Below are 26,028 nucleotides of genomic sequence, written 5' to 3' on the forward strand. Positions count from 1 at the left end.
AAGAACTATTGAATCGTTACATCAATACCCTCACTGTGCGCAGACATTTCTGGTGCATACATATTTTGTATTGTTGTAATACCATTGGAAAATACACCCGCATTATTCGCTCTTACATCATAGTCAAATGTGTATGTGCCCTTTGGAAGATAGCTAAAGAAAAAGTTGGTTGCTGCATCTCTAGTACTTTCATAGTAACCGGCACCATTTTGCCATTTATAGTTGGATAACACATTCACTGGTTCAAAACCTGCAGCACGCATATCTTTTAAATGGATATATTGCATATCGCGATCTGTTCGTACTATGATACGAATGGTTACTAAATCTCCTACTTTGATAGGAGTAGATGGAGATATTTCGAATAATTGGACACCCGTTTTCGTATTTCTTTTTATAAATAATTTTTTCTCCATTTTGATATCGTAACCATTGGATTTTACTTTATTTAGATCTTCAAAGTATTGATAATAAACGCCACCATAGGCACCCCCTGCACTTGTTTTTTTGACCTCTATTTTTTGCATGTCAGAGGTGATTTGATTACTAGACCAAGTTTGTTTGAAATAACCAGTAGCGCTAGTGTTAGATTGATTTTTATTTGGATAAATGTCTTGGTTTCCCAATTTTATGGTCAATCCATTTTCACTATTCATCCAAGATTTACCAAAATGTAAAAGTGCATATATTGCTTCTGTTGTTGCTTTTGTAGTAGACCAACTATTTGTTTGTTTATTTTTCATTAACCACACTTTCATTGCTTCTATGCTTGCAGTGTCTTGTGGTGTGATTTCAGAGAACGCTTCGATATTACTTGTTTGATTTTCAATCGGACTTTCATACCAATACCAACCTGCAAGATTATTTTTCCAATACATGCCTTGCTCATCACTATCAACGGATGTTTCTTTCAAATTACGTACTAATTTCTCTGCTTGACCATGTTGGTTATAGCGTTCCAATACAAGCGCGGCTAAGGCTTTTCTTTTTAAATCAAATTGCAAAGCTTCTTTGGATAAAGATTTTAAAGTTTTACTCAAATAATTATCCGCTGTTTTATTAAGTGGAAATTCTTTCGTCCAAAAACTACGTACATAATAGTAATTCATAAATTGAATCGGGCATTGTTTTTTTTGTTTTTGCTCTTTTTTTATTTCCTCTTCTTGGTAATTGTCGATATACTGAATAGCATTTTTGATGATTTGATCGATGTTATCTGATGCATATTTTTTATAGTCGTCACCCAATATATTTTTCAATTTACCGAAACCTTGAACAATATATTCAGTAATATATTCATCTTCATTACCATCACCATACCATGCGAATCCGCCACTTGTTTTTTGGCGATTTTTTAGTTTTTCAAATGCCTGTTGTATTTCATTAGACATTTTATTCATATCAAATAATAAAGCGATGCGACGCATTTGTTCTGTTTCGCTTTGTCCATCCAAAATCCAAGGAGATTCTTCTAACAAAATACTTTTGATCTCTGCATTTTTTTCTAAATTGGATGTAGTCAAGCCTTTACTATTCCATTCGTCAAATACTCTTTTTATAGTTGGATTTTTCTCTACGATATAGTTGGATAATACGCTTGCGTAATATCTGCTAAATAATTGTTCGGAACATTCATAAGGATATTCTCTCAAATAAGGTAGGGAGAATACCGCGGTCCAAATCGGATTGGTAAACATTTCTACGCTTAAGGAAAAGTTGGTTTTCGAACTATTCGCATCAGGTACAGAAAAATTAGGAATATTCCATTCTTTTGATTGACCTTCTCTTATGCTAATAGGTTGCGTTTCTGTAACCATGGTTCTATTTGTCAAAATTGGCAACATATTTTCCTCTCCATCACTATAATTTCCTGCTTTTGCGAGGATTTTAAATGTGACAGCACTATGATTTTCTGGAATAGAAATCGTCCAATTGACAAGCGTATTTTGTTGTGCATTTGCGGTAAAGGCTTGTTCATTATGCTCATTTTGGAAATATTTATCCAAAATTTCTCCTGTATATGCGTCGGTAATGATCAATTGAACCTTTCCTGAAAGATTTTTAGCAGACAAATTATTAATTTTTGTACTGATAACCATTTTGTCTTTTTCACGTAAAAAACGTGGTAGATTAGGTACGACCATCAAATCTTTCTGTGTCTGTGTATAGAAAGTATTACTTCCGGTTTGCATTTGTTTATTATGCGCAAATACTAATAGTTTCCATTTTGTTAATGCTTCTGGACTAGTAAATTCTAGTTGTACATCTCCATTTTTATCCGTTAAAAGATTGGGATAGAAGAACGCTGTTTCTTGAAGATTGGTGCGTGGTGCTACATAAGTATCTGAATTGTCTTTCTGTTGTGCTTTTTTAACATCAACGGATTCTAAGTTTCCAATACTTGATACCGCAGCAGAAACTGTTTTCTTGTTTGTTCTAGTGGTACCATAACCTACTACAACAACATCGTTCAATTCACTCTTAGATGACATTGAAGACATGCCTCTCAGTACGACGTTAGTAGAAGCTCCGGGCGTCGCATTAGGAAGACGATCATATAGGGGTCGTCTTCTATATTCTGATGCATAAAATCCATACCAATTCAAACTTGGAATAAAAAAGCTAGCTGATTTATCCAAAATTTTGTCATCGCTGGAGATAGAAAAATCGGTAATTGCATTGATATTATCAATACCACTAAAAAATGGTTTATTCCAACTATTATAATAACCATTTGGCAAAATCGGATAGTTATTGCTAATAGAATAATCAAAATTATTTGAGGCAAATTGATCTAAAGAAGCGTCGTACATACCTGCTAAAATCTCGGCGGTGAATTTGTCCTTATCATTTCCAGAAATATGAATTGTCCATTTTTCTGGCTTTCCAGGTTCTATCTTATCGCGGAACGTTTTTGTTTGTATACTTAATGGTGGTAATACATTTGTCTCAATAGGAATCAATATTTGCGAATTTGCATAATCATTCCATTTAATAAATACGGATTTGAAGTAAATGCCTTTTAATAAATCTTGTTTAGTGATCGTATGAGTTACTTCTATGTTGCCATTTTGAAAAGGCAAAGTTTGTGGTTGCGTGTCGCTACCATTCCCTAATAGAAATTGAATTTGTGCCTTTTCTTTAATATCTGTTTGGATAGAAATATGTGCAATATCTCCGATTTTGTATATTTCCTTATCGAGCTTAGTGGTGAAATAATTATAGTCGCCGCTTTTATGATTTTCATCTGTGAGTTGGATAATCGCAAAGTCTGTGATCGTATCATTTTGATGTATGGAACTAGCTTCTACTAAATAGCACCCCTTTGGTAATTGCTTTTCTATAGAAATGGAGTCTGATTTTTCAGTATTGAATGTATTATTATAAACTATATTTCCTTTTTTATAGTATGCTGGATTTTCATCTTCTTTTCCATAGGAAATATGAGGGAAATAATTTACATATTGATTATAGTCGTACAATTGGTATGAGACGTTTGTATTACTATGGGGTAGAATGATTCTTTCTGGTTGTTTGAGTTGCGTTATCTTGATAAGACCGTTTGTCTGATATGGCAAACCATTGAGATTCTGCGAAGAAATTTTAATACTATTCAGATTTTTTGCTTCCAAACTTTCAGGAATGGATAGTTGGAGCTTGTAAGGAAGATCGCCAATAGTTACCGATTGAGTTTGACTATGCGTTTCTCCATTTTGATCCATGATGTCAACATGTATGGTGTAAATAAAACTTCTTTTGTCCGTATTTTTATTTTCAGCATCGGTCTTTGCAATAAATGGAATGGTAAATTTGCCTGTTTCATTAGTAGACGTGTCGCCGTTGGCAATAGTTTCATTTCCATTTCTGTTTGGATAATAATCAAACCAACCAAATCGACGCCAAATATACACTTCTCTTCTAGTTACACTATAGGTCACTTTAGCATTGGAAATTGGCGCGCCAGCATAGGATGTTGACTTGCCAGTTATGAGCACTTCTTTATCAAGTGTATAGGCATTTTTTAAAGAATCAAATACAATTTCGAATTTTGGACGCTTATATTCTTCGACTCTAACATAACTCGAACCTTGGATTTTGTTTTTATTATCATCACTAATATGAATGGAGAATGATCCAGTAAGTCCACTACTGGGCAAGATGAATTCACCGAAAATACTTCCAAATTCGTTTGTAGTGAGTTGCTGTTTTTGTATTTCTTTTTGGTTTACATCAAGTAAGGTCACAACTAATGAAGTATTAGCAATTACAGAATTTGTAAATGTATCAGATTTGATTGCGATTGCTTTAAAATAAATTTTTTGACCTGGTCGGTAAATCGCACGATCTGTAAATATTTTTGCAGTATAGGAAACTGGATTATTTTCAGATTCATTATAGTGACTATAATCATAAGAATAAGGAATTTTTATAAATTCATTTCCATAATTTATAATAAAATCATGACTATTTTTTTCGTAATTTATTTTTAGATTTCCATTTTGGTCAATTGTTTTAATCTCTTTTGTAGACAGGGTAAAAGGATATTTCTTCTTAGAAGTGGTATCTCCGAGAATGGTTATTTTTTCATTTTTTACAAGTTTGCCATTATTTGCATCTATTAATTGGAAATATTTTTCCTTATTAATATTGGTTTCGGTAATCGCTTTTGTTCCCACTCTAACTATAGAATACTCGTCTTTATTTTTTTCAAAATCGGTTGTTATTTTATATGTTCCTTCTGGCAAACCGTCAATTTTATATATCGTTGAATGCATGGCATAATCATTGAATTTATTTAAATTCACATGAATCGTCTTGCTTAGGGTCTCTCTCTCAGTATATAAAATGTTGTTGTCAAACTTTACTTTTTTGCTTTGTATAGCGTCTAGATTAGGCGTAACATTATAGATCAAAATATTAAAATCCGCAATATTTTGGTGAGAAATTTTTACGGGAATATTATCGTTTGGATGAACTAATACATTTGTGGATATAGTCACTACTTGCTTTTCAATTTCATTTTTTAAATTAATTAAATTGTTTTGATAAATTCCTTTTGTAGTTTTCGCAATTCCATCTTCTACAACTTTGTGTGCTTCTAGTTTATTTTTTTTATTTAATATTTGTGTCGCCAAAGTATAATATAGCTCTGCCGTGTAAGGATCATTCGGATATTGAGAAATTAATTGACGAATTTTGTCCTCTGCATTATTTTTATCTGCTCTATTTATTTTAATAAGACTATAATATAAAAATAAAGATTTATTTTCTTCATTACTATGTATCTGAATCAAACTATTAAGGATAGAATCTGCTTGTTGGCTAAACTTTGCCTTTAGAGATGTTGGAATATTCCATGTGTCATTTAAATTGTTATAATAATTATTGGCAAGGATATCATATATCGTTGGACTAAGTTGGTTTCCTTCGTTATTTTCCAATAAAATATTGTAATCTTTTGTTTTTTGACTATATAATAACTGAGTATTGCTAATACTTGCTTTAAATAAAGAATCACTCACTTCTTTAAAATCGGCATATGTCCAAGTTTTAAAATCTTCTAATTTCTTAGTATGTGATTGTTGAATATTTCCATTTTTATAATATACAGACGCTCCATATTGTTGATACATCTGTGCCAAATAATTTTGTAAAATAGCTTTCTCTAATGGACTTGCTGTCTTTATTTCATTTTCGAAAAAATGAAAAGTTTCGTAAGTATTATCTTTATTTTCACTCACATCATCTTCGCTTGTTTGCCAACTTATCTGAGATAAATACAAAATTGATTTGATTTTTTGCTGTGTATTATTATCTTTTTTCGCTTGGTTATATACAGTTTGGATATCTGTTTTTAAAGATTTGAATTGTCCATTTTGCTGGTTGATTTCTACTTTATTCCAAGCTGTTTTATAATTAAAACTTTGAGCCATAATTGCATGTGATGTGAATATAAGACTAAGTATAAAACTAAATATTATCCTGTTCTGGTTGATGTTATGTTTTTTCATAATTCCTATTTGCCTGTAAACGTAATGTTTATACTATTACGTTTGCTTATTTGTAATTGTGAGTATAAAATAGTTAAAATTATTTTTTATTTTATTAACAATTTGTTTTAGATTTGGTTTAGAGATTTACTACACACACAGAATACTAAAACTATTACACATGAGGAAATTGATGCATTGCACAATGCTATTACTGTTTCTATTTGGTTGCTTTACCAATATTAATGGGCAACAATCTAAAACGGTAACAGGCGTTGTTTTAAATGAAAAGAACGAACCTCTTGAAGGGGTTACCGTCGCATCTGGCAAGAGAAGTACTACAACATCGGAAGATGGGCATTTTCAATTAACTCTTCCTTTATCGTCCACTAAGATTGTATTTCATTTGGTGGGTTTTGATTCTAAAAACTTAGAGATACAACCTGAAATGAAGGTCATAATGACAACCGTAAAATCTGATGTATCAGAAATAGTTGTAGTTGGTTATGGTACTCAAAAAAAATCTACTATAGCCGGAAGTATTTCGTCTATTAAAGGATCTGTTATTGAAGATCAACCTGTTACTAGTTTTGATGCAGCTCTTACTGGGCAAGCTCCTGGTGTGCAGATTACTTCTGCAAATGGGGTGGTTAATAATCCTCCTGTATTTAGGATTAGAGGGACGAATTCTATTTCACTTAGCTCCTATCCATTGATAGTGATTGATGGAGTTCCTACTTTTACTGCCGAAAATTCAATGTCTAATACAGATGCTGCAAATAATCCATTATCAAGTGTAAATATGGACGATATTGAAAGCATAAATGTATTAAAAGATGCTGCTGCTACTGCTATATATGGAAGTAGGGCTGCTAATGGTGTTGTATTAATTACGACAAAGCGTGGAAAGTTGGGTAACGCTAAAGTAAATTATGACGTCTGGGCAGGAATCGTAAAGCCATATAGAATGTGGCAAGCTGTAAGTGGGCAACAGATGATGGAAATTAAAAATGAAGCGCTTGAAAATGCGGGTCAGGCAGATGCTTTTTTTCCTTCATATGATGCGTCTGGTAATGTTATAAGTACAAATTGGAACGATTATTTATATAGAACAGGCTATTCTAATAATCATACTGTAAGTGTTAGTGGAGGTACAGAAAAAACGAAATATTATATCTCTGCTGGTTATAGTAATCAAGCTGGTATTATTAGAAAAAATGGCTTTGAACGAAAAAACGTTCGTTTTAATTTAGATCATCGAGCGAGTCGTATTCTCTCACTAGGTATTAATGGATCTTATTCTAATGAAAATAACACAGCCGCTTTATCTTCTGGATCTGTAAGTGGAGCAGCTTTTGCTAGCTATGGCATAGGACGTTTAGGGATTTCTTTACCAACTAATATTAGTCCTTATAATTTGGATGGTAGTTACAATATAAATGGAACTGCATTAGGAAGTGGAAATAATACTATTGCCTCTAATTGGTTAAATCCAGTAGTTGCGTTTGATCAAAATAAACAATCTACGGAGAATAATCATTTTCAAGGAAATATTTATTTACAAGTAAAACCAATTCACGATATAGCTTTGAAAACGGTTTATGGAATGGATTATTTGAATATAGATAATTCAAGCTATACATCCTATTTATTAAATACAACAGGAGGTTCTTCTTCCGCTACACTAAATAAAAATAAGAGGTGGGTATGGACTTCAACAGGTGAGTATAGTCATATATTTGGAGGAAAACATGATCTAGATTTCCTTGTAGGAACGGAACAACAATATACATACTATTACGGATTTGGCTTATCTAGGTCTGCCGCGACAGATGACTATTATACGAATATAAATGGAGGTTACGGTACAAATGCCTCAACTAATACAGATGGAAATAGAGGTGAAAATTATTTAGTATCTATCTTTTCGCGACTCGCTTATACCTATGATAAAAAATATATTTTAGGTGCTTCTTATAGGAGAGATGGATACTCCGCATTTGCACCGGGGAAAAAATATGGTAATTTTTGGAGTGCTTCTGTTGCATACGATATTACGAAAGAAAATTTTTGGCATACTGCTGGATTAGACAAGGTATTTGGAAATTTTCGTATTAGAAGTAGCTATGGGACTGTTGGTAATGTCTCAGGGATAGGCAATTATGCGTCAGCATCGCTATATTCTTCAACCCTGTATAATACAAATGCTGCACTTGTATTTAATCAAGCAGGAAATCCAAACCTAACATGGGAGACAAGTAAGAAATTTGATGTGGGATTAGAATTTAGTTTATTTGACAATGTATTGAGTACCGAGTTGAGTTATTACAATAATAATGTTGATGGTCTTATTCTTAATCTAACACAGTCAGCATCTACAGGATTACCCAATTCAATTCCTACTAATGTTGGTTCCTTATATAATCGTGGTTTAGAAGCTTCTTTTAATGTTGCTCCTAAAATGTCAGGTCCATTTACTTGGCATACCAATTTCAATTTTACTTATAATAAAAATATGGTTACAAGTTTGGATCCTAGCCTTACTTCTATAACAGTTTCAACTTCGAGTTTGGAAACGGACAATATTATTAAAGAAGGTTATGCTCTAGGTATGCTTTATCTTATACCAACAGACGGCGTGGATCCTGCCACAGGTTTAAGAATATTTTTAGATCCAGATGGGAAGAAAATGACTTACAATTTTTTGACTAAACAATATTTATATGCCGATGGAACAGCAGGAACAGCTCCTACTAGAGTCATGTCAAAAAATACAATGCCAAAATTTTATGGGGGATGGACCAATAATTTTAGGTATGGAAATTTTGATTTGAATGTTTTAGTTACTTATCAATTAGGCTTTTATGTTTACAATGGATCTAGGGCGACTGGTTTAGATAATAGATCCGCTTGGAATAATATTGAAGAAGTAATGAATAGATGGCAAAAGGCTGGAGATATAACAGTTATCCCTAAAGTTGTAGCTGGGGACAATGTTTCTAATGGTTCTGCGAATCCGATTACACAATGGGCGGAGAAAGGTGATTTTGCGAAATTAAAAAATGTGAGTCTTGGTTACAATTTTAATAATGCGATATTTCATAAAATAGGAATTTCTAATGCTAGATTTTATGTTTCTGCACAGAATTTGGCTATAGTAACAGGTTATACTGGCCCAGATCCAGAAGTTTCATCAAATGGAAACGGGACAGGGAATCAAGGTATTGACAAGAATTCTGTTCCCAATGCTAGAACATATACTGTTGGTTTGAATATCGGTTTTTAAAAGAATAAATATATAAATTATGAGTAAGAATAAACTATCAAAATATATCCTTTCTTTACTGGTGTTGTCTACTATTATAGTGTCATGTAGTAAAGAGAAATTAAATCCTGTTATTAGTACCTCTTTGTCCGATGCAGTTGTATTTAGTACTTCTGAAAGAATTGGGAGTCAGCTAGATGGGTTATATACATCTATAAAAAGTGGTTATGTATTAGGTGGGAGATATGAAATTTATAATGAAGTGAGAGGACGAAATTTTATAAATAGAACACAGAATTCCGTAACTGCATATCAAGTTTGGAATTTTGATGTTCCGGGTTCTGATTCTTATTTACAATATTTGTGGTCTTATAGTTACTTAGCCATTAATCGTGTCAATTTATTTATTGAAGGAATGACATCAACTGGCAATAGTGTCGTTGGTGACTCATTAGCAAAACAATATGATGGAGAAGCTAAATTCGTTCGTGCAGTAGCGTACTATAATTTATTACAACTCTTTTGTAGACCTTATGCAGATGGTAATGGATCTAAACTTGGATTGCCATTGAGATTAACGGGAATTACAGGTAGTGGTTCTAGTGATATTGCAAGAAGTACAGTAGCAGAAACTTATGCACAGATTTTATCTGATTTAAATACTGCAGAGTCGGAATTGCCATTGACATACAGTACGGATGCTAATAATACAACAAGAGCGCATAGAAATACTGCAATTGCATTTAAGGTAAGAGTATATTTAAGTATGCAAGATTATAGTAACGTAATTACAGAAGCTAATAAAATTGTTTCTTCAAGTTCTCCTTTCAGTGCTTCAACTGGTGTTGGATTTGCTTTGCAAAATAGCATTGCAAGTGTTTATAATTCAGCAACGACTAAGGAGAATATTTTATCCATGCCTTTTCAAGGAACCAATGAAACTCCGGGTGGTCAAAATCAACTTGGCTATTATTTCAATTATGGAAATCTTGAATTTTATTTAAATAAAGATGGGATTTTGGCGGATGATTTTTTTACAGCTTCTGATAGTAGACGCCAGTTTATTAGTACGCAAACAATTGGTTCGATTACCTACCCGAAACTCACCAAATATACGGAACTTACTAACTATACTGATTGGGTTCCATATATGAGATATTCTGAAACTTTGTTATCATTATCTGAAGCAATTACTAGAAATTCTAATACCATAGATTCTAGGGCTGTAGCTTTACTTAATGCAGTACATAATAGGTCCAATTCTAATGTAACATTAACAACCTCTAATTTTTCAAGTGTAACAGATTTGCTTTCGACAATACTGAAAGAAAGAGAAATTGAGTTCTTAGGAGAAGGCTTGTACGGTACGGATATAAGCCGGTTGATGATGACATATCCAGCTAAAGGTAGTGTCACTGCAGTTCCTTATTCGGATTCAAGATATATCTTTCCTGCGCCTAATAATGAAACTTTGTATAATACGCTTTGGACAAATGATTAATGTGGTTTACCTCCAAAAAAATCTATTTTACCGAATAATTGTTTAGGATTATATTCTTATCAATAATTTTAGACAACTAAACAACACTAGAGAAATGAAATTTCTTTTTTTAACCTTCTGTAGCTTTTTAATTAATTGTATTGTAGTTGGGCAGCATACTTTAAAAAAAGAGGTAATTGTTGATACTGCTAATTTAGCTTCTAAAATTAAATCAGTAATTCCAGAATTTACAACAGATATTTCAGCTAATATTCCAAAGCCTACAATCGCAAAGCATAAACAGACAATTGGAGGTAAGGAAATAAATTATACCACTACTACAGGCTATATTCAATTAACAAAGGAAGATGGAACTGCAACTGGTAATGTTTTTTTCGTTGCATACACAAAAGATGATGAGAGTAAAAAAACGAGGCCTTTAACTTTTGCTTTTAATGGAGGTCCTGGTAGTGCATCCGTCTGGGTACACATGGGATTTATGGGACCCAAACGCCCGATTTTGGATGATTTTGGAAATGCTAAAAATCCACCCTATGGATATGTGGATAATCCAGACTCATGGCTAGATCAAACCGATTTAATATTTATAGATCCTGTATCAACGGGTTATAGTCGGGCAGTTAAAGGTCAAGATGCCAATCAGTTTCATGGTTATGAAGAAGATGTTTCCTCTGTTGGTGATTTTATTAGGTTATATGTCACCAAGTATGAGCGATGGTCGTCTCCAAAATTTATCATGGGTGAAAGTTATGGTACTCCTAGGGCTGCTGGTCTTTCTTCCTATCTCCAAGATAAGTATGGAATGTATTTTAATGGGATAATTTTATTGTCCTCAATTTTGAATATGGAGACTGCAAGATTTGATATTGGTAATGATCTTCCTTATCCATTATTTTTACCTACTTATGCAAGTTCTGCATGGTATCATAAAAAATTAAGTGTAAATCAATTAAATAAAAGTCTAAGCACTTTTATGGATGAGGTTAAAAAGTTTGATGTTGAGGTGTATGAACCAGCATTGATGAAAGGAAGTGATCTGTCAAAATCCGAAATGGATAATGTTGCAACTCAGTTGAGTAATTACACCGGATTGTCTAAGGACTATATCATAGAAACCAATTTGCGTATCAATATCATGCGCTTTTGTAAAGAATTAACTCGAAAGGATGGTTACACGATTGGCCGTTTAGATAGCAGATACAAAGGTTATGATTTGGATGACGCTGGCGAAAGATTTGAATATGATCCAACAGGAACTACCGTTGGCGCATTTGCAGCTTCTTGGAATGATTATGTTCGATCTGATTTGAAGTATAAAAATGAATTACCCTATAATATTTCAGGACCGGTACATCCTTGGAACTATAATAATGTTCAAAATAAATATTTGAATACAGCAGAATATCTAAGACAAGCAATGACTAAAAATCCTCATTTGAAGGTTTGGGTTATATGTGGTTACTACGATTTAGCTACCCCATTTTATGCCGCGGAATATACATTTAAACATATGAATTTACGTCCTGAATTACAAGAAAATTTACATTTTACATACTATGAAGCAGGACATATGGTTTATATGCACTATCCATCTATGAAGCAGTTTAAACAAGATGCAATAAAAATGTATAATACGTCTAAATAGTATTGTCGTTAAAATGATCTAAGTAATTTATTTACACATATTTTTCTTTATACAAATGAAAAGAAAGCAATTTTCTGGAATATTATTTCTGAGTCTCATGTCTATTGGACATATAAAGGCTCAACAAATATATCCTCCAACTTATCCAATTAATGGAGTTTCTGACAAGTGGGTCAATTGTTATGCCTTTACAAATGCGACCATAGTTACTGATGCACAACATAAAATTAATAATGGAACGCTCGTAATAAGAAAGGGTAAAATTGAAGGAGTAGGATCCTCTGTAAGCATACCCAAAGATGCTGTTGTGATTGATTGTAATGGTAAATTTATTTACCCCTCTATGATTGATATTTATAGTGATTATGGCATCCCTAAAGCACAACAAAGTGGAGGTCGTGGTATGGATTTTAGAGCGCCTTCACAAATAGAATCAAATGAAAAAGGCGCTTTTGGGTGGAACCAAGCTATCAGGACGGATGTAGATGCCTCAACAATATTTGTATCGGATGATGCGAGTGCCTCCAAACTTCGAAATGTTGGATTCGGAACAGTTCTTTCTCATCAAAAAGATGGAATCATGCGAGGTACTGGAGTCGTCGCCACATTGGCAAATGAAAAGGCAAATCTTGTAATATTAAAAACCGAAGCCTCGGCGCATTATTCTTTAAATAAAGGAACATCTAGGCAAAGCTATCCAAGTAGTATGATGGGCTCTATTGCCTTGATAAGGCAAACTTATTTGGATGCTAAATGGTACAAAGGAAATCCCACCGCGGAAGGCGTGAATATAACTTTAAAAGATTTCAATAACCAGCAGAACGTACCTCAGATATTTGATGCCAATGATAAATGGAATGTGTTACGTGCGGATAAAATTGGAGATGAATTTGGCATACAATACGTGATAAAAGCTGGAGGAAACGAATACCAACGAATGGAGGAAATGAAAGCTACAAATGCAACCTTCATTTTGCCCTTAAACTTTCCGGAAGCGATGGATGTTGAGGATCCTAACGATGCCCAAATGGTTTCTTTAGCAGATATGAAAAATTGGGAACTAGCTCCTACGGAACCTGGTGTATTTGAAAAATACGGAATTAAATTCGCATTAACAGGAGCGGATATTAAGAACCCTAAAGATTTTATGGCTAATTTGCAAAAAGCTATTTCTTACGGACTTTCTGATACCTCTGCGTTAAGTGCGCTTACTAGAGTTCCGGCCCAGATACTAGGAATTTATGATAAAGTGGGTAGTCTTGAAATCGGGAAAGTTGCCAATTTTTTAATAACATCGGGTCCTATTTTTGATGATAAGACGATTCTATTTCAAAACTGGATTCAAGGAGACAAATATGATGTCAAGAATGATCTTTTTAATTCTATTGTTGGGAAATACAAACTAAGTATTGACAATAATTCTGTAATACTAAATGTGAATTCAGAATCTTCTGCTACGATTATTCAAGGTACAGATACTATTCCTACAAAATTCAGTGCCAATGGGAAGTTTGTAAAATTGTCTTTTCCTCTTACGAAAAAAAGTAAATCTAATGCAATTATAGGTGGCGTTATAGACGGATTGACTTGGCAAGGAAATGGGACAGATACTGCAGGTAATAATATATTATGGACGGCAATTAAGGTCGATTCAATTCCTAGTAAAAAAGTGCTTAGGCAAAGAAAAGAAAATCTAGATTTAGGTAAATTAACTTATCCATTAAATGGATATGGATGGGATTCTCTACCAAAACAAGGAAATGTTTTATTTAAAAATGCCACTGTTTGGACAAATGAAAAAGAAGGTATTTTAAAAGAAACGGATGTACTTGTTAAAAATGGGAAAATTGCGGCCATCGGTAAAAATCTATCAGATGGCGGCGCTAAAGTAATTGATGGAACCGGTAAATATCTTTCACCAGGTATCATTGATGAGCATTCTCATATCGCAACATCGTCAATTAATGAAGGGGGGCAAAGCGTTACTTCTGAGGTTAGAATAGGGGATAATATGAATCCCGATGATATTAATATTTATTATCAATTAGCTGGAGGTGTTACAACTTCGCATATTTTACACGGTTCTGCCAATACGATTGGAGGACAAAATCAATTGATAAAAATGCGTTGGGGACAAGATGCCGAAGGTATAAAATATGCTGGTGCTGATCGATTTATCAAATTTGCGTTAGGTGAAAATGTTAAGCGTACTCGTATGAATAACAACAATCGTTTTCCTAATACGAGAATGGGGGTAGAGCAAGTTTTAGCAGATGCATTTCAAAGAGCTGCCGACTATCAAAAAGAATTAAATGGACCGAATGGAAAAAATGTTAGACGTGATTTAGAACTTGATGCATTGGTCGATATTATGAATAAAAAGTTGTTTATCACAAGTCATTCTTATGTACAAAGTGAGCTGCTTGCAGCAATGCGTGTATCTGACAAATATGGATTTCACTATAACACATTTACACACGTTTTGGAAGGTTATAAGGTAGCAGATGAATTTGTAAAATACGGAGTAAATGCCGCTACATTTTCAGATTGGTGGGCTTATAAATTAGAAGTGAAAGATGCTATTGCTTATAACGCTGCTATTATGGCGAAAAAAGGGGTTAATGTGTCTATAAATTCCGATGATGCTGAGCAAGCAAGAAGACTAAATCAGGAAGCCGCAAAAACTATAAAATACGGAGGTATGTCAGAAGAAGAAGCCTTCAAAATGGTAACCTTAAATCCAGCTAAAACTTTACATATAGATAAAGAAACTGGCAGTATTAAAGTAGGTAAGTCGGCAGATTTAGTTTTATGGACGGATAATCCACTAAGTATTTATGCTAAACCAGAAGAGACAATGGTGGATGGGATTATTTATTTTGATAAAGATAGAGATCTAGCATTGAGAAAATATATTCAGAATGAAAGAAAACGACTAATTAATAAATTAATAAATGCCAAAAAATCTGGAGCAACTATGACCGCTGCTCGTCCTCCAATGCCAGTATCTATGGATGAGGACTTTGATTAAGTTGATTTTTTAACCCTTATTGAATTTATTGAAATGAAAAAAATATTACTAAGTTTATCCATTTGTGCAACAATCTTGTCATCTAAAGCGCAAGAAAATATTTATCCGGCTAAATCCTTTTCTGGTAAGACATACCTAGTTAATGCTACGGTACACGTGGGTAATGGCAAAGTACTCGAAAATACTACAGTTGTTTTTTCTAATGGTAAAATATCTGAAATCGGAACAAATATTAATGTTCCGGCAGCTAGTGAGACTATAAAAATTGTAGATGCTTCGAATAAACAAATATATCCTGGACTTATTCTCTCAGATACGGATTTAGGTTTAAAGGAAATTGGTGCTGCAACACCCGGTAGTGATGACTATGAAGAGTTGGGAGACTATAATTCAGATATTCGTTCTATAGTTGCTTATGATGCTACATCGATGATTATTGGAACCTTGCGTACCAATGGAATTTTATTAGCAAGTGTATCTCCTCAGGCGGGTACAGTTGCGGGGCTTTCTTCTGTTGTGCAGTTAGATGCCTGGAATTGGGAAGATGCAAGTTATAAAGTAGATAATAATTTGCATGTTCATTTGCCCTCGTTTTCTAACCGCCCTAGTAGGATGGCGATGTATATGCGTATGATGGGAATGGATGCTTCTGAGGAAGGTGGTGCCGAAAAGAAGGCCATTGAAACTTTAGAAGAAATGAAAGCATTTTTTAGACAAGCACAATCCTATTTAGCAGAAAGTGTTCCTGCAGAACATAATATCAAATTTGAAGCTATTAGAGGTTTGTTTGAAAAAAAGCAAAAATTATTTGTTCATGCGAATGAAGTTAAACAAATGTTGGCTGCTATTGATTTTTCTAAAGAATTCGGATTTGATGTTGTAATTGTTGGTGGCACAGAAAGCTGGCGTATCGCAGATTTACTTAAAACAAATAATATCTCTGTTATTCTTAAGGAGGAACATTCTCTACCTACCAACCAAGATGATGATGTGGATCAACCATATAAAACGCCTTATTTATTGCAAAAAGCTGGTGTCTTATTTGCCTTAAATGATACACACGAGGAAACGAGATATCGAAATCTGATGTTTAATGCAGGTACAGCAGCTGCTTATGGGTTAACAAAAGAAGAGGCCCTGGAGGCAATTACATTAAATGCAGCTAAAATTTTGGGTATTGATGATAAAACAGGAACTATAGAAGTTGGAAAAGATGCCAATGTAATAATATCTGAGGGCGACATTTTGGATATGAAATCCAGTATTTTGGATAAAGCTTATATTCAAGGAAGAGATGTTAGTTTACAAAATAAGCAAACTGAATTATATGATCGTTATATGTATAAATATAATTTGAAAAAATAAATGTGCTAATTTTAAATTAAAAAGAAAAACAGGTTTTAAATATTTACAACCTGTTTTTCTTTTGTGGCGGTTTGATGAGGAATACAAAACTGAACAATGCGAGAGCAAATCCCCCACCTAAAAGACCGCTTTGGATATTTTTGTTCTCATTCATAAATGGCTGGATGATCCATGCTGATAATATAATGAGGATGCCAATAGTTAATAATACAATTCCTTTTCCTTTCTTTTCCATAGCGTAAAGATAAAAGTATATTTAATTAATCGGGATATGTTTCATTAGAAAGTCAACTGTAGCTTGATCAATTTTTACTTGATTGCTGTATTTCATCCAATGATGAGAATCGTCAGGGATTACTAAATATTCAAATGGTACATGGTAATTTTCAAGTTGATCTGCAAGTTTCTTACTTTGTATAAAATCAACGTTTCGATCATCATCTCCATGAATAAGTAGGACGGGAGATGTCCAATTTGCAACGTAATTTAGTGCGAATGATTTTTTTTCTATTTCTAAGGATTGCTTTAAATCTGGCGCTTCTGAATATTTATTGATAGCTTCTTCGGGTTCGTGAAAATGCACGCCGTGAAGATCAACTCCTGCTTTGAATATGTCTGAGTTTTTACTCAAGGCTAACGAAGTCAAATATCCTCCATATGAACCACCATAAACACCTATTTTATTATAGTCTAAATTTGATTGAGTCTTTATCCATTTGGTTGCAGCCAAAATGTCTTCATACTCTGAAGCTCCTTGACTATAGGTATTCTCGGGCTCGTCAAATGCATATCCATATCCAATACCATTTCTATAGTTTATAGAAAGGACTGCATATCCATGGTTAAGCAAATATTGGTTAACGGCATAACAATTGGAATAATAGGAGGAATAATGCCAATCTAAAATCATTTGCCTATTAGGTCCTCCATGTAGGAATAAAATTATAGGAAAATGTTTGCTTTTATTGTTCGGAAGAAATAGTTGCCCATGTATTGTAAATCCATTAGTTGATGGGAAGGTAATTTCTTTTGGAGAGACAAGTTCACCTATTTGGGGGAATGAAGGACCGACCTCAGCAATATTGATGTTTTTATTATTTGAATTTAATACGGGTAATGGAGGTGTAGTTGCTTCTGATTTTAGATAAAATAAACTTTCGTTGTCTGCTAATAAGTGTGGATAAACTTCTGAATTATTTCCACTCGTTAGAAGGGTTATTTTCCCATTTTCGATATTGACTTTTTGTAAATGACGGCGGTCTATATCTTGAAAATTGGAACTATAAACGATAGATTTTTTATCAGGTGATAATGTGGGATACTCGACAGTATAATTTCCTGGGGTAATGTTTTGAACACTTTTACCTTTCGTATTTAGTAAATATAAATTCGTCCAATTATTAGCATTAGACAAAAAATAGATTTGTTGATTATTTACCCAATTCAAATTAAACCCTCCACTTGTATTGGGTTCGGAGCCACTGGCTAATGTGTTTTTAGAAGAGTACAGACTATCGGTTGTGCCATTTGTAAGATTATATAGTCTAATTTGCCACTTTTCAGGAATTCGTTTTAGGATACTATCGGTGGGAATTCTCTGTTCAAAATGCCTGATAAAAGCAAGTTGCCGACCATCGGGGGACCACTTGGGATTATTATCTTTTTGAAAACTAGGATCGATGTATCTAATAGGTGTCGTACTATCTGTGTAAATAGCAAGGAACGAATGTTGATTTCTATTGGAAACAAATGCTAGTTGTTTACTATCTGGTGACCATTGAAGATCAGAACATTTTCCAAAAATATTTACGGCTAATTTTTGCTCATAAGGATGGTCGAGGTGGCACATCCAAATATCACCGTTTTGGGTAAATGCAATTTTTTTGCCATCAGGAGATAATTGAAAGTTATCACCTAGCGCAATTTTTTCCATTCGGTTGTCTTTCAGATAAAAGATCCAAATGGATATTCCGGGATTTATTGGATTTGAATTGGGGTTTAAGGGCAAATGGTTTAAATATCCTCCATGATCTCCTCCTCTTACAAATGCGAGAATTTGCTGTTTTGAATTGATTTGAAGTTGAGAAATTTCTAACTCCTCTTCTGAGGTAAAATTAGTTAACCTATGTGTTTTTTTAGATGTAGGATCATAATAATATATATTTCTGGCTCCCTTTTTTCCTGCAACCCAATATAGACTATAATAGTCACTTCCAACATTTAAATCACTAATTATTGGATAATCTAAAATAGATTTCATCATAAATTGTTGTGCTTTTGTTGTCCGGCAAATCAATATGAGAAAAAGAAATAAAAATGTATTTTTTATATAATTCATGTAGTCTAATTTTAATTTATGAAGATGTAAATATAAAATTAAGAATGCGTTTATTTGCGTTTTTGTTTTGTAAAATGAAGAAAGATGCAATTATGTTATGCAATAAAAATATCTAAAAAGAATAAAAAAAGCATTTCGGCAGCTTTTTTGTAATATCGTATATCTATTGGAAAGGATATGATGAATAAATTACATTGGAACCAATTCAACTCATTTTTATGGATTATAATAATGAGTTTTTTTTGTGCTAGCACGCTCCAAGCACAGCGTAAAAAGGAAGCTAAAAAGAAAGATACACTGGATCAGATTATCTTGGATTCTTTGAAACGAGATACTATGTCTATTGTGGCAACGAAAGAAGATACAATAGCTATTCAAAAAGCCGTATTAGGGGATACTTTAATTCCCTTCGTTGCCAATAAAGTGGAAAAATATAATGCAACCATTCATTATTCTCATAGAAGTGTGCGAGATACATTGGACATGAGTGATCTGATGCAAGAGGTGGCTATGGTCAACAAAATTGTAGACAAGATGCAAACTCGTATTGAAAAAGGTAATCGCAATTTCAATATTCAGATGATCAATACAAGCATTATTTTATTGACTGAAAATCTAAATGATTTAGATCCAAAATCGGAAAGTTTGGCTAATTATGCGAGTCGTTTAATGCAAAATAATAGAGATGTAAAGCGTATATTGAAAGATCCCATTTTTAAGTTAACAGGTTTAAGTACTGATTTAAAAGTTCAATTGAATAATATTTATCAAGATGGACAACAATTAGATACTTCAGAAATTGCTTTATTGACAAGAATAAATCTTGCGAGGAACCAAACGTCAACAGCAATTTTAAAATTAAATGATTTACTTTCTGATTTGAAGTACATGGAGGAAAATAAGTATTTTCAAATGTGGAAACCAGATGCACCATCCTTATTTAAATTAAAATCGAACTATTATCAACAGCCATTTTGGGCAACGTTAGGATCTTCCTTTTCACGAACTTTTAAAATAGTGGGTATTTACTTAAAGCGTAAAATTGGAGTGTTGTGTTGGGGGATGTTTTTTTTATTGGTTACAGGTATTATATCTTGGAATAATCGTCGTAAAATTAAGAAAAATGAAGACTATGAAACGATAATGACACCTGTTAAATATTTTAAACGAAGTATTCTATTAACCACTTTATTTGCCTTTTGTAATTATTTCCCCTTCTTTTTCTTAAATCCTCCATATTCGTTTTTAAATCTAGTTGAGCTAATTCAATTGGTCCTTTTTGTGGCCATTCTATGGCCTTATTTATTATTTAAGGGACGTATCATGATCCTCATATCGGCACTTATATGTGTAGGATTTATATTGGATAATCAATTATTGGATCCAACTTTTGGAGAGCGTTGGTTATTATTTCTATTGTGTATTGCTTTAATATTAACAAATTTGGCCGTATTTAAGTTTAATTCGAGCTATACGTCCTTAATTGCCAAGTCTTGGGTGACAAATGTGGTTATGATTATTTCTATCATATTTGCTGTATTTTCTCTATTATTTAATTTAGGTGGATTGACAACCCCAATGAAATTATTTGGATTTACTTCTATACAAGTATTAATTATTGGTGTTTCGATGCGTATGTTTTGCCAGGTGGCATTAGAGTTTATTTATATTCAAACGGAAGCAAATAAAGGTAGTCGCTTTTCAGCATTTATCAATTATATCGAATTGAAAAGTAAATATATGCGCATTTTTGCTTTTATCGGAATGGTGGCATGGTGTATAGGTATTTTTCATAGTATGAATCTGTATGGATTATTTTTATTTATAGTTGATTTCATTTTTAATCATCATATCCATATTGGGCAATTTGATTTTACATTTTATTCCATATTCATATTTGTTTTTGTGATTTGGGTATCCTCCATAGTTAGTCGTTTTGTGAGTTTTGCGTTAGGTGGAGATCAAGATACATCATCAACAAAGCGTAATAAATTGGGAACGATGACTTTATTAATTCGATTATCAATATTGACTATCGGGTTTTTAATAGCGATTGCTGCGTCAGGAATACCATTGGATAAGATTACGTTGATTATAGGCGCCTTAGGTGTAGGTATTGGTTTCGGCTTGCAAAATATCGTCAATAATTTAGTATCTGGAATTATTCTAGCATTTGAAAGACCGATTCAAGTGGGCGATTCTATTGAGATTGGGGATAAGTCTGGGACTGTTAGCGAAATAGGCGTTCGTTCCAGTAAATTAAAAGTTACAGAAGGTGCCGATGTGATCGTACCTAACGGAGATCTAATTTCCCAACAAATTACGAACTGGACATTGAAGGATCGTAGAAAAAGAGATTTTTTCTCTTTTAGAATTGCTTATGGTACAGATTTGTATTTAGTTAAAAAACTTGTATCGGATGTTTTTGAGGAGAATAAAAATGTTTTGAAAAATCCGCCAGTCGCTATAACGATTAGTGAGTTTGCTAGTACGGCAGTAATAATGAAAGCCTTTTTTTGGGTATCTGAATTAGATGATATTCCTACTATTAAGGGAAATTTGATGTATGCTGTTTATGCGCGATTATTGGAACATAATATTCAAATTCCACATGATCCTTATGACTTAGGTAAATAAAAAAATGTTGGACAATTTGTCCAACATTTTTTTATAGTTTGTAGAGAAATTAAGCCATGTTGTGAAATACTTTATTCACATCATCGTCTTGCTCGATAATATCAATCAATTTGCTTACTTCTTCTGCTTGTTCGTCTGTTACAGGAACGGTAACATTTGGAATCCATTCAACTTCTGCACTGATAGGCACAAGAGATTTCGCTTCTAAGGCCGTTTGCATATTACCAAAATCAGCAAATGCAGTTCTCAATTCCAATACTTTTTTACCGTCTTCTGTTTCTGTTTCACCAATTTCTTCCAAGCCAGCATCGATCAACTCTAATTCTAATTCTTCTTCATCCAAACCTTCGGGATTCAATTTGAATACCCCCATTTGTTTAAATTGAAATTGTACGCTACCAGAAGTGCCCAATGCTCCACCATTTCTAGAAAAATAGGAACGCAAATTAGCAACCGTTCTAGTCGTGTTATCTGTAGACGTATCTACCAAGATTGCAACACCATGCGCGCCATAACCTTCGTAAATAACCTCTGCATAGTTGCTCGTATCTTTTCCTTCTACCGCTCTTTTGATAGCTGCATCAATACGATCTTTGGGCATATTGATACCACGTGCATTTTGTACGACGCGACGTAACATTGGATTGTCATTGATATCTCCGATGCCGCCGCCAGCTCTTACTGCAATCGTAATTTCTTTACCAATTCTTGTAAATTGTTTAGCCATACGGTCCCAACGAGCGAACTTACTTGCCTTGCGGACCTCAAACATTCTTCCCATACAATGATATTTCTAATATTTTAAATCTCTATTTGGGTGGCAAAAGTACACTTTCAATTGCAATTCAAAAAGTTAGAAAATTGATACCCTTAATATTAATCAGTAAATTTGCAGATTCAATACAAATGTGAGGTTTTAGCGTGGATATCATACAATTATTACCAGATAATATAGCCAATCAGATCGCCGCCGGCGAAGTCATCCAAAGACCAGCAAGCGCCGTGAAGGAATTGTTGGAAAATGCCGTGGATGCGGGTGCGACAGAGATTAAACTCATCGTCCAGGATGCGGGTAAAGCATTGATCCAAGTGGTGGACAATGGAAAAGGAATGAGTTTTACGGATGCACGTCTATGTTTCGAAAGACATGCAACGAGCAAAATCAAACAAATAGAAGATCTTTTCAATATAAAAACGATGGGTTTCCGTGGAGAGGCTTTGGCTTCTGTGGCTGCGGTGGCACAAGTGGAATTGAAATCCAGAAGAAAAGAAGATGAATTGGGTACTTATCTCGAAGTAGAAAATAGCGAAGTAAAATTGCACGAACCATGTGCAGCGCCTTTAGGAACGAGCATCAGTATGAAAAATTTATTTTTCAATATACCGGCACGTCGCAATTTTTTGAAAAGCAATGCTGCTGAAATGCGCCATATTGTAGATGAATTTATCCATGTTGCCATGGCTTTCCCTGCTCTGTCGTTTTCATTGACAAGTAACGGACAAGAAATGTTTCATTTGGATAGTGGTAGTTTGAAACAGCGTGTGGTGCAGATTTTGGGCAATAATCTGAATTCCAAATTAGTAAATGTTTCTGATCATACAGATTATTTGAATATTGAAGGATTTGTCGGAAAACCAGAAATTGCACGTAAAACAAGAGGTGATCAGTATTTTTTCGTCAATAATCGTTTTATCAAAAGTCCGTATCTCAATCATGCAGTGACCAATGCATTTGATCAATTATTGCCAAAGGAAAGTTTCCCTTTATATGTTTTGTTTATTGAGTTGGATCCATCCGAAGTGGATATCAACGTGCATCCAACCAAACAAGAAATCAAATTTGAAGATGAAAAAATTATCTATGCATTCGTTCAAGCAGCGATAAAACATGCGTTAGCACAATTTAGCGTGGCTCCGACTTTGGATTTTACTTTGAATGCAGATATTCAAAATCTGAATGCTTTGACGCAACCTTTTTCAGAGGACAAACAATCAGATGCGCAATCATCCAATTTGTTCAAAACATTTACCCAAAAAAATCAGGCACATTTTATAGACTCGTCTAAGGAAAAAAAGGAATTGCAAGATTGGCAAAATTTCTTCGAACCTTCTGTGAGAAAAGAAGAAAATAGCTTTCCTGAATTTCCAAAAGATTGGTCCGCGGCGCCAGATATTTTGACGCCAAGTGCTGTGCCTGTAGAGCATTTATTTTCGGAAGAAAAAAGTGAGAAAATCATTCCAGAGAATGCACAATATTTGCAATTGCACAAGACTTATATTCTTGTTTCATCTGATCAAGGGTTGTGTATAGTACATCAACAAATTGCACATGAACGCATTTTGTACGAAAAATACAGCCAAATGTCGCATGAAAAACATGCTGCTATTCAACAATTATTGTTTCCTTCTGAGTTGGAATTAGCTCCAGCGGATGCCTTTCTGTTAGAAGATTTATCTACAGAATTGAAAAAGATTGGTTATTTAATCGAAAAGTCTTCGACGAATAAATTTACTATTTTAGGTGTGCCGGTCGATGTTACCGATGGTAATGAAATGCATATAATCGAATTATTATTGGAACAATTCAAACATTTCTCCAGCGACATTAAATTCAGTAAACGCGAAAAAATTGTTCGTTGTTTAGCGCGTCAACAAGCGATCAAATCTGGTAAGGTTTTAAGTCAAGAAGAAATGCAAAACCTAGTAGAGCAATTATTTAGTTGTAAAATATTTTCTATTTCACCAACGGGAGATATACCTACATACGTATTGTTTAAAGAAGATTACATTGATCGCCTGTTTGGGATGAAATAGAAATTTAACAAAAATAGGGCTGAATTGTGATTGTATTGTTAATAAATGCTATATATTATCAATTATATTTGAATAATTTAAAATATTTTACTTAGCTTTGCGGCAAGTAGTCAATTTTCTCATAAACAGTTAGTTTTGGTTGCGGCTCCGATTTCCATCGGGGCCAATTTTTTTTATATAGGTTTTTTGTTTACATTATCGCAGAACCTCTACGTTTAGTAATCATCAAAAAACACAGAATTATGAGATTATTTTTCATTTCTCCATTGCTCGATGTATTAAAATTAAAAGGAATTCCAGAAGGAATAAGTAATATTATAGTGTTCCTTGTCGTAATCGTTTTAGTGATATTTGTTGGGAAAATTTTGCAGTATATTTTACGAAAAATAGCAGTGCAATTAGGAAAATCGATGGACAAAGAGCATTTATTTGAATCTTGCATAAAATACCTTAATTGTCCCCTAACTTTTTTGCTGCCTTTTGCGTTATTGTATGGTTTTGTAGATTATCTTCCTATGTCGCCACATGTCAATCTGATTTTTCTTAAAATTTTGACATTTGCCATCATTATAAGTATTGCATGGATTATTATCGGACTTATTTATATCGCAAGAGATGAAGTATATTTTTATTTTCATAAAAATGATACCGACAATTTAAAAGAACGAAAGGTGACTACACAGATACAATTTATCAGCCGCATATTGGTGGCTTGTGTTGTCGTGATTACCATATGTGTATTGCTTTTAAGTTTCGAACGATTTAGAGAATTAGGTACGACGATGTTGACAGGTGTCGGTATTAGTGGGATTATTATTGGGTTCGCTGCACAAAAATCACTGGGAAATCTATTAGCCGGCTTTCAGATTGCATTTACACAACCAATCCGTTTGGATGATGTTTTGGTTGTGGAAGGAGAGTGGGGACGTGTAGAAGAAATAACGCTGACTTATGTGGTGGTGAATATTTGGGATAAAAGAAGATTGGTTTTGCCAATTAATTATTTCATAGAAAAACCATTTCAAAACTGGACAAGAACAACTGCCGATTTACTTGGAACTTCCTTTTTGTATGTAGATTACTCCGTTCCGTTAGAAAAAATTAGAGCAGAGTTCACTCGATTATTGGAACAAAATCCGATTTGGGATAAAAAAGTCAATGTGGTGCATGTCACGGATTTGAAAGAAAAATGTATGGAAATTCGTCTCTTGATGAGTGCCAAAGAAAGTGGTCCGCTATTTCAATTACGTTGTGATATACGCGAGGGGATGATTCAGTACATTGTTGCTAATTATCCAAATGCATTGAGTAAAACGAGGATAGAAATGTCTAAGGAAAAAATTGTGCTATAGTATTTCATGTCATATTTCGTTAAAATTTTAAATAGTTGAAAAGGTAAAGTTTGAATAGTAGTAACTTTACCCTATCAAAAAATAAGGGCC

At 33.6% G+C, this 26,028-nt stretch carries 12 protein-coding genes; 8 read left to right on the forward strand and 4 right to left on the reverse strand.

All coding sequences use genetic code 11. From position 1 onward, the window contains the following. Positions 1-5: 5 nt before the first annotated feature. Entirely contained in the window at positions 6-6,011 is a 6,006-nt protein-coding gene (locus E0W69_RS01085; RefSeq protein ID WP_131328188.1) for an alpha-2-macroglobulin family protein, read from the reverse strand. 184 nt (positions 6,012-6,195) lie between these two features. Between E0W69_RS01085 and E0W69_RS01090 the strand changes: the two genes are divergently transcribed. The 5 genes from E0W69_RS01090 (at position 6,196) to E0W69_RS01110 (ending at position 16,797) form a co-directional block, all read left to right on the forward strand. Next, on the forward strand, positions 6,196-9,276 hold the full coding sequence (locus E0W69_RS01090) for a SusC/RagA family TonB-linked outer membrane protein (RefSeq protein ID WP_191967927.1): 3,081 nt from the start codon (positions 6,196-6,198) through the stop codon (positions 9,274-9,276). Positions 9,277-9,295: 19 nt separating this feature from the next. Then, positions 9,296-10,756: a RagB/SusD family nutrient uptake outer membrane protein gene (locus E0W69_RS01095; protein WP_131328190.1), complete on the forward strand. Its 1,461-nt coding sequence runs from the start codon at positions 9,296-9,298 to the stop codon at positions 10,754-10,756. A 94-nt stretch (positions 10,757-10,850) separates the two neighbouring features. Beyond that, complete coding sequence (locus E0W69_RS01100) at positions 10,851-12,401, forward strand: S10 family peptidase (protein ID WP_131328191.1); 1,551 nt, start codon at positions 10,851-10,853, stop codon at positions 12,399-12,401. 55 nt (positions 12,402-12,456) lie between these two features. Further along, positions 12,457-15,432 (forward strand): amidohydrolase family protein, encoded by a 2,976-nt coding sequence (locus E0W69_RS01105; RefSeq protein WP_131328192.1) that lies wholly within the window; start codon positions 12,457-12,459, stop codon positions 15,430-15,432. 33 nt (positions 15,433-15,465) lie between these two features. After that, positions 15,466-16,797 carry an amidohydrolase family protein gene (locus E0W69_RS01110; protein WP_131328193.1) on the forward strand — a complete coding sequence of 444 codons (1,332 nt, stop codon included), beginning with the start codon at positions 15,466-15,468 and terminating at the stop codon, positions 16,795-16,797. A 43-nt stretch (positions 16,798-16,840) separates the two neighbouring features. Here E0W69_RS01110 and E0W69_RS01115 read toward each other — a convergent pair whose 3' ends face one another. Both E0W69_RS01115 and E0W69_RS01120 read right to left on the reverse strand, forming a co-directional pair. After that, positions 16,841-17,032, reverse strand: a complete 192-nt coding sequence (locus tag E0W69_RS01115) for a hypothetical protein (RefSeq protein WP_131328194.1) — start codon at positions 17,030-17,032, stop codon at positions 16,841-16,843. A gap of 21 nt (positions 17,033-17,053) precedes the next feature. After that, positions 17,054-19,135: a S9 family peptidase gene (locus E0W69_RS01120; protein WP_131328195.1), complete on the reverse strand. Its 2,082-nt coding sequence runs from the start codon at positions 19,133-19,135 to the stop codon at positions 17,054-17,056. A 231-nt stretch (positions 19,136-19,366) separates the two neighbouring features. Here E0W69_RS01120 and E0W69_RS01125 point away from each other — a divergent pair, with 231 nt between their 5' ends. Next, positions 19,367-21,772: a mechanosensitive ion channel domain-containing protein gene (locus E0W69_RS01125; RefSeq protein WP_191967928.1), complete on the forward strand. Its 2,406-nt coding sequence runs from the start codon at positions 19,367-19,369 to the stop codon at positions 21,770-21,772. A gap of 49 nt (positions 21,773-21,821) precedes the next feature. On the opposite strand, the gene E0W69_RS01130 is transcribed toward E0W69_RS01125, so the two are convergent. Continuing rightward, positions 21,822-22,553: a YebC/PmpR family DNA-binding transcriptional regulator gene (locus E0W69_RS01130; protein ID WP_131328197.1), complete on the reverse strand. Its 732-nt coding sequence runs from the start codon at positions 22,551-22,553 to the stop codon at positions 21,822-21,824. A 140-nt stretch (positions 22,554-22,693) separates the two neighbouring features. On the opposite strand from E0W69_RS01130, the gene mutL reads away from it, so the two are divergent. Both mutL and E0W69_RS01140 read left to right on the forward strand, forming a co-directional pair. After that, positions 22,694-24,586 (forward strand): DNA mismatch repair endonuclease MutL, encoded by a 1,893-nt coding sequence (gene mutL / locus E0W69_RS01135; protein WP_131328198.1) that lies wholly within the window; start codon positions 22,694-22,696, stop codon positions 24,584-24,586. Positions 24,587-24,828: 242 nt separating this feature from the next. Then, positions 24,829-25,938 (forward strand): mechanosensitive ion channel family protein, encoded by a 1,110-nt coding sequence (locus E0W69_RS01140; protein ID WP_131328199.1) that lies wholly within the window; start codon positions 24,829-24,831, stop codon positions 25,936-25,938. Positions 25,939-26,028 lie beyond the last annotated feature (90 nt).

Source organism: Rhizosphaericola mali (genome assembly GCF_004337365.2).
Classification (GTDB): Bacteria; Bacteroidota; Bacteroidia; order Chitinophagales; family Chitinophagaceae; genus Rhizosphaericola; species Rhizosphaericola mali.

Coding starts and splice junctions, on each gene's coding strand:
- E0W69_RS01085 (WP_131328188.1), bottom strand. CDS start 6,011: ATGAAAAAACATAACATCAACCAGAACAGGATAATATTTAGTTTTATA.
- E0W69_RS01090 (WP_191967927.1), top strand. CDS start 6,196: ATGCTATTACTGTTTCTATTTGGTTGCTTTACCAATATTAATGGGCAA.
- E0W69_RS01095 (WP_131328190.1), top strand. CDS start 9,296: ATGAGTAAGAATAAACTATCAAAATATATCCTTTCTTTACTGGTGTTG.
- E0W69_RS01100 (WP_131328191.1), top strand. CDS start 10,851: ATGAAATTTCTTTTTTTAACCTTCTGTAGCTTTTTAATTAATTGTATT.
- E0W69_RS01105 (WP_131328192.1), top strand. CDS start 12,457: ATGAAAAGAAAGCAATTTTCTGGAATATTATTTCTGAGTCTCATGTCT.
- E0W69_RS01110 (WP_131328193.1), top strand. CDS start 15,466: ATGAAAAAAATATTACTAAGTTTATCCATTTGTGCAACAATCTTGTCA.
- E0W69_RS01115 (WP_131328194.1), bottom strand. CDS start 17,032: ATGGAAAAGAAAGGAAAAGGAATTGTATTATTAACTATTGGCATCCTC.
- E0W69_RS01120 (WP_131328195.1), bottom strand. CDS start 19,135: ATGAATTATATAAAAAATACATTTTTATTTCTTTTTCTCATATTGATT.
- E0W69_RS01125 (WP_191967928.1), top strand. CDS start 19,367: ATGAGTTTTTTTTGTGCTAGCACGCTCCAAGCACAGCGTAAAAAGGAA.
- E0W69_RS01130 (WP_131328197.1), bottom strand. CDS start 22,553: ATGGGAAGAATGTTTGAGGTCCGCAAGGCAAGTAAGTTCGCTCGTTGG.
- E0W69_RS01140 (WP_131328199.1), top strand. CDS start 24,829: ATGAGATTATTTTTCATTTCTCCATTGCTCGATGTATTAAAATTAAAA.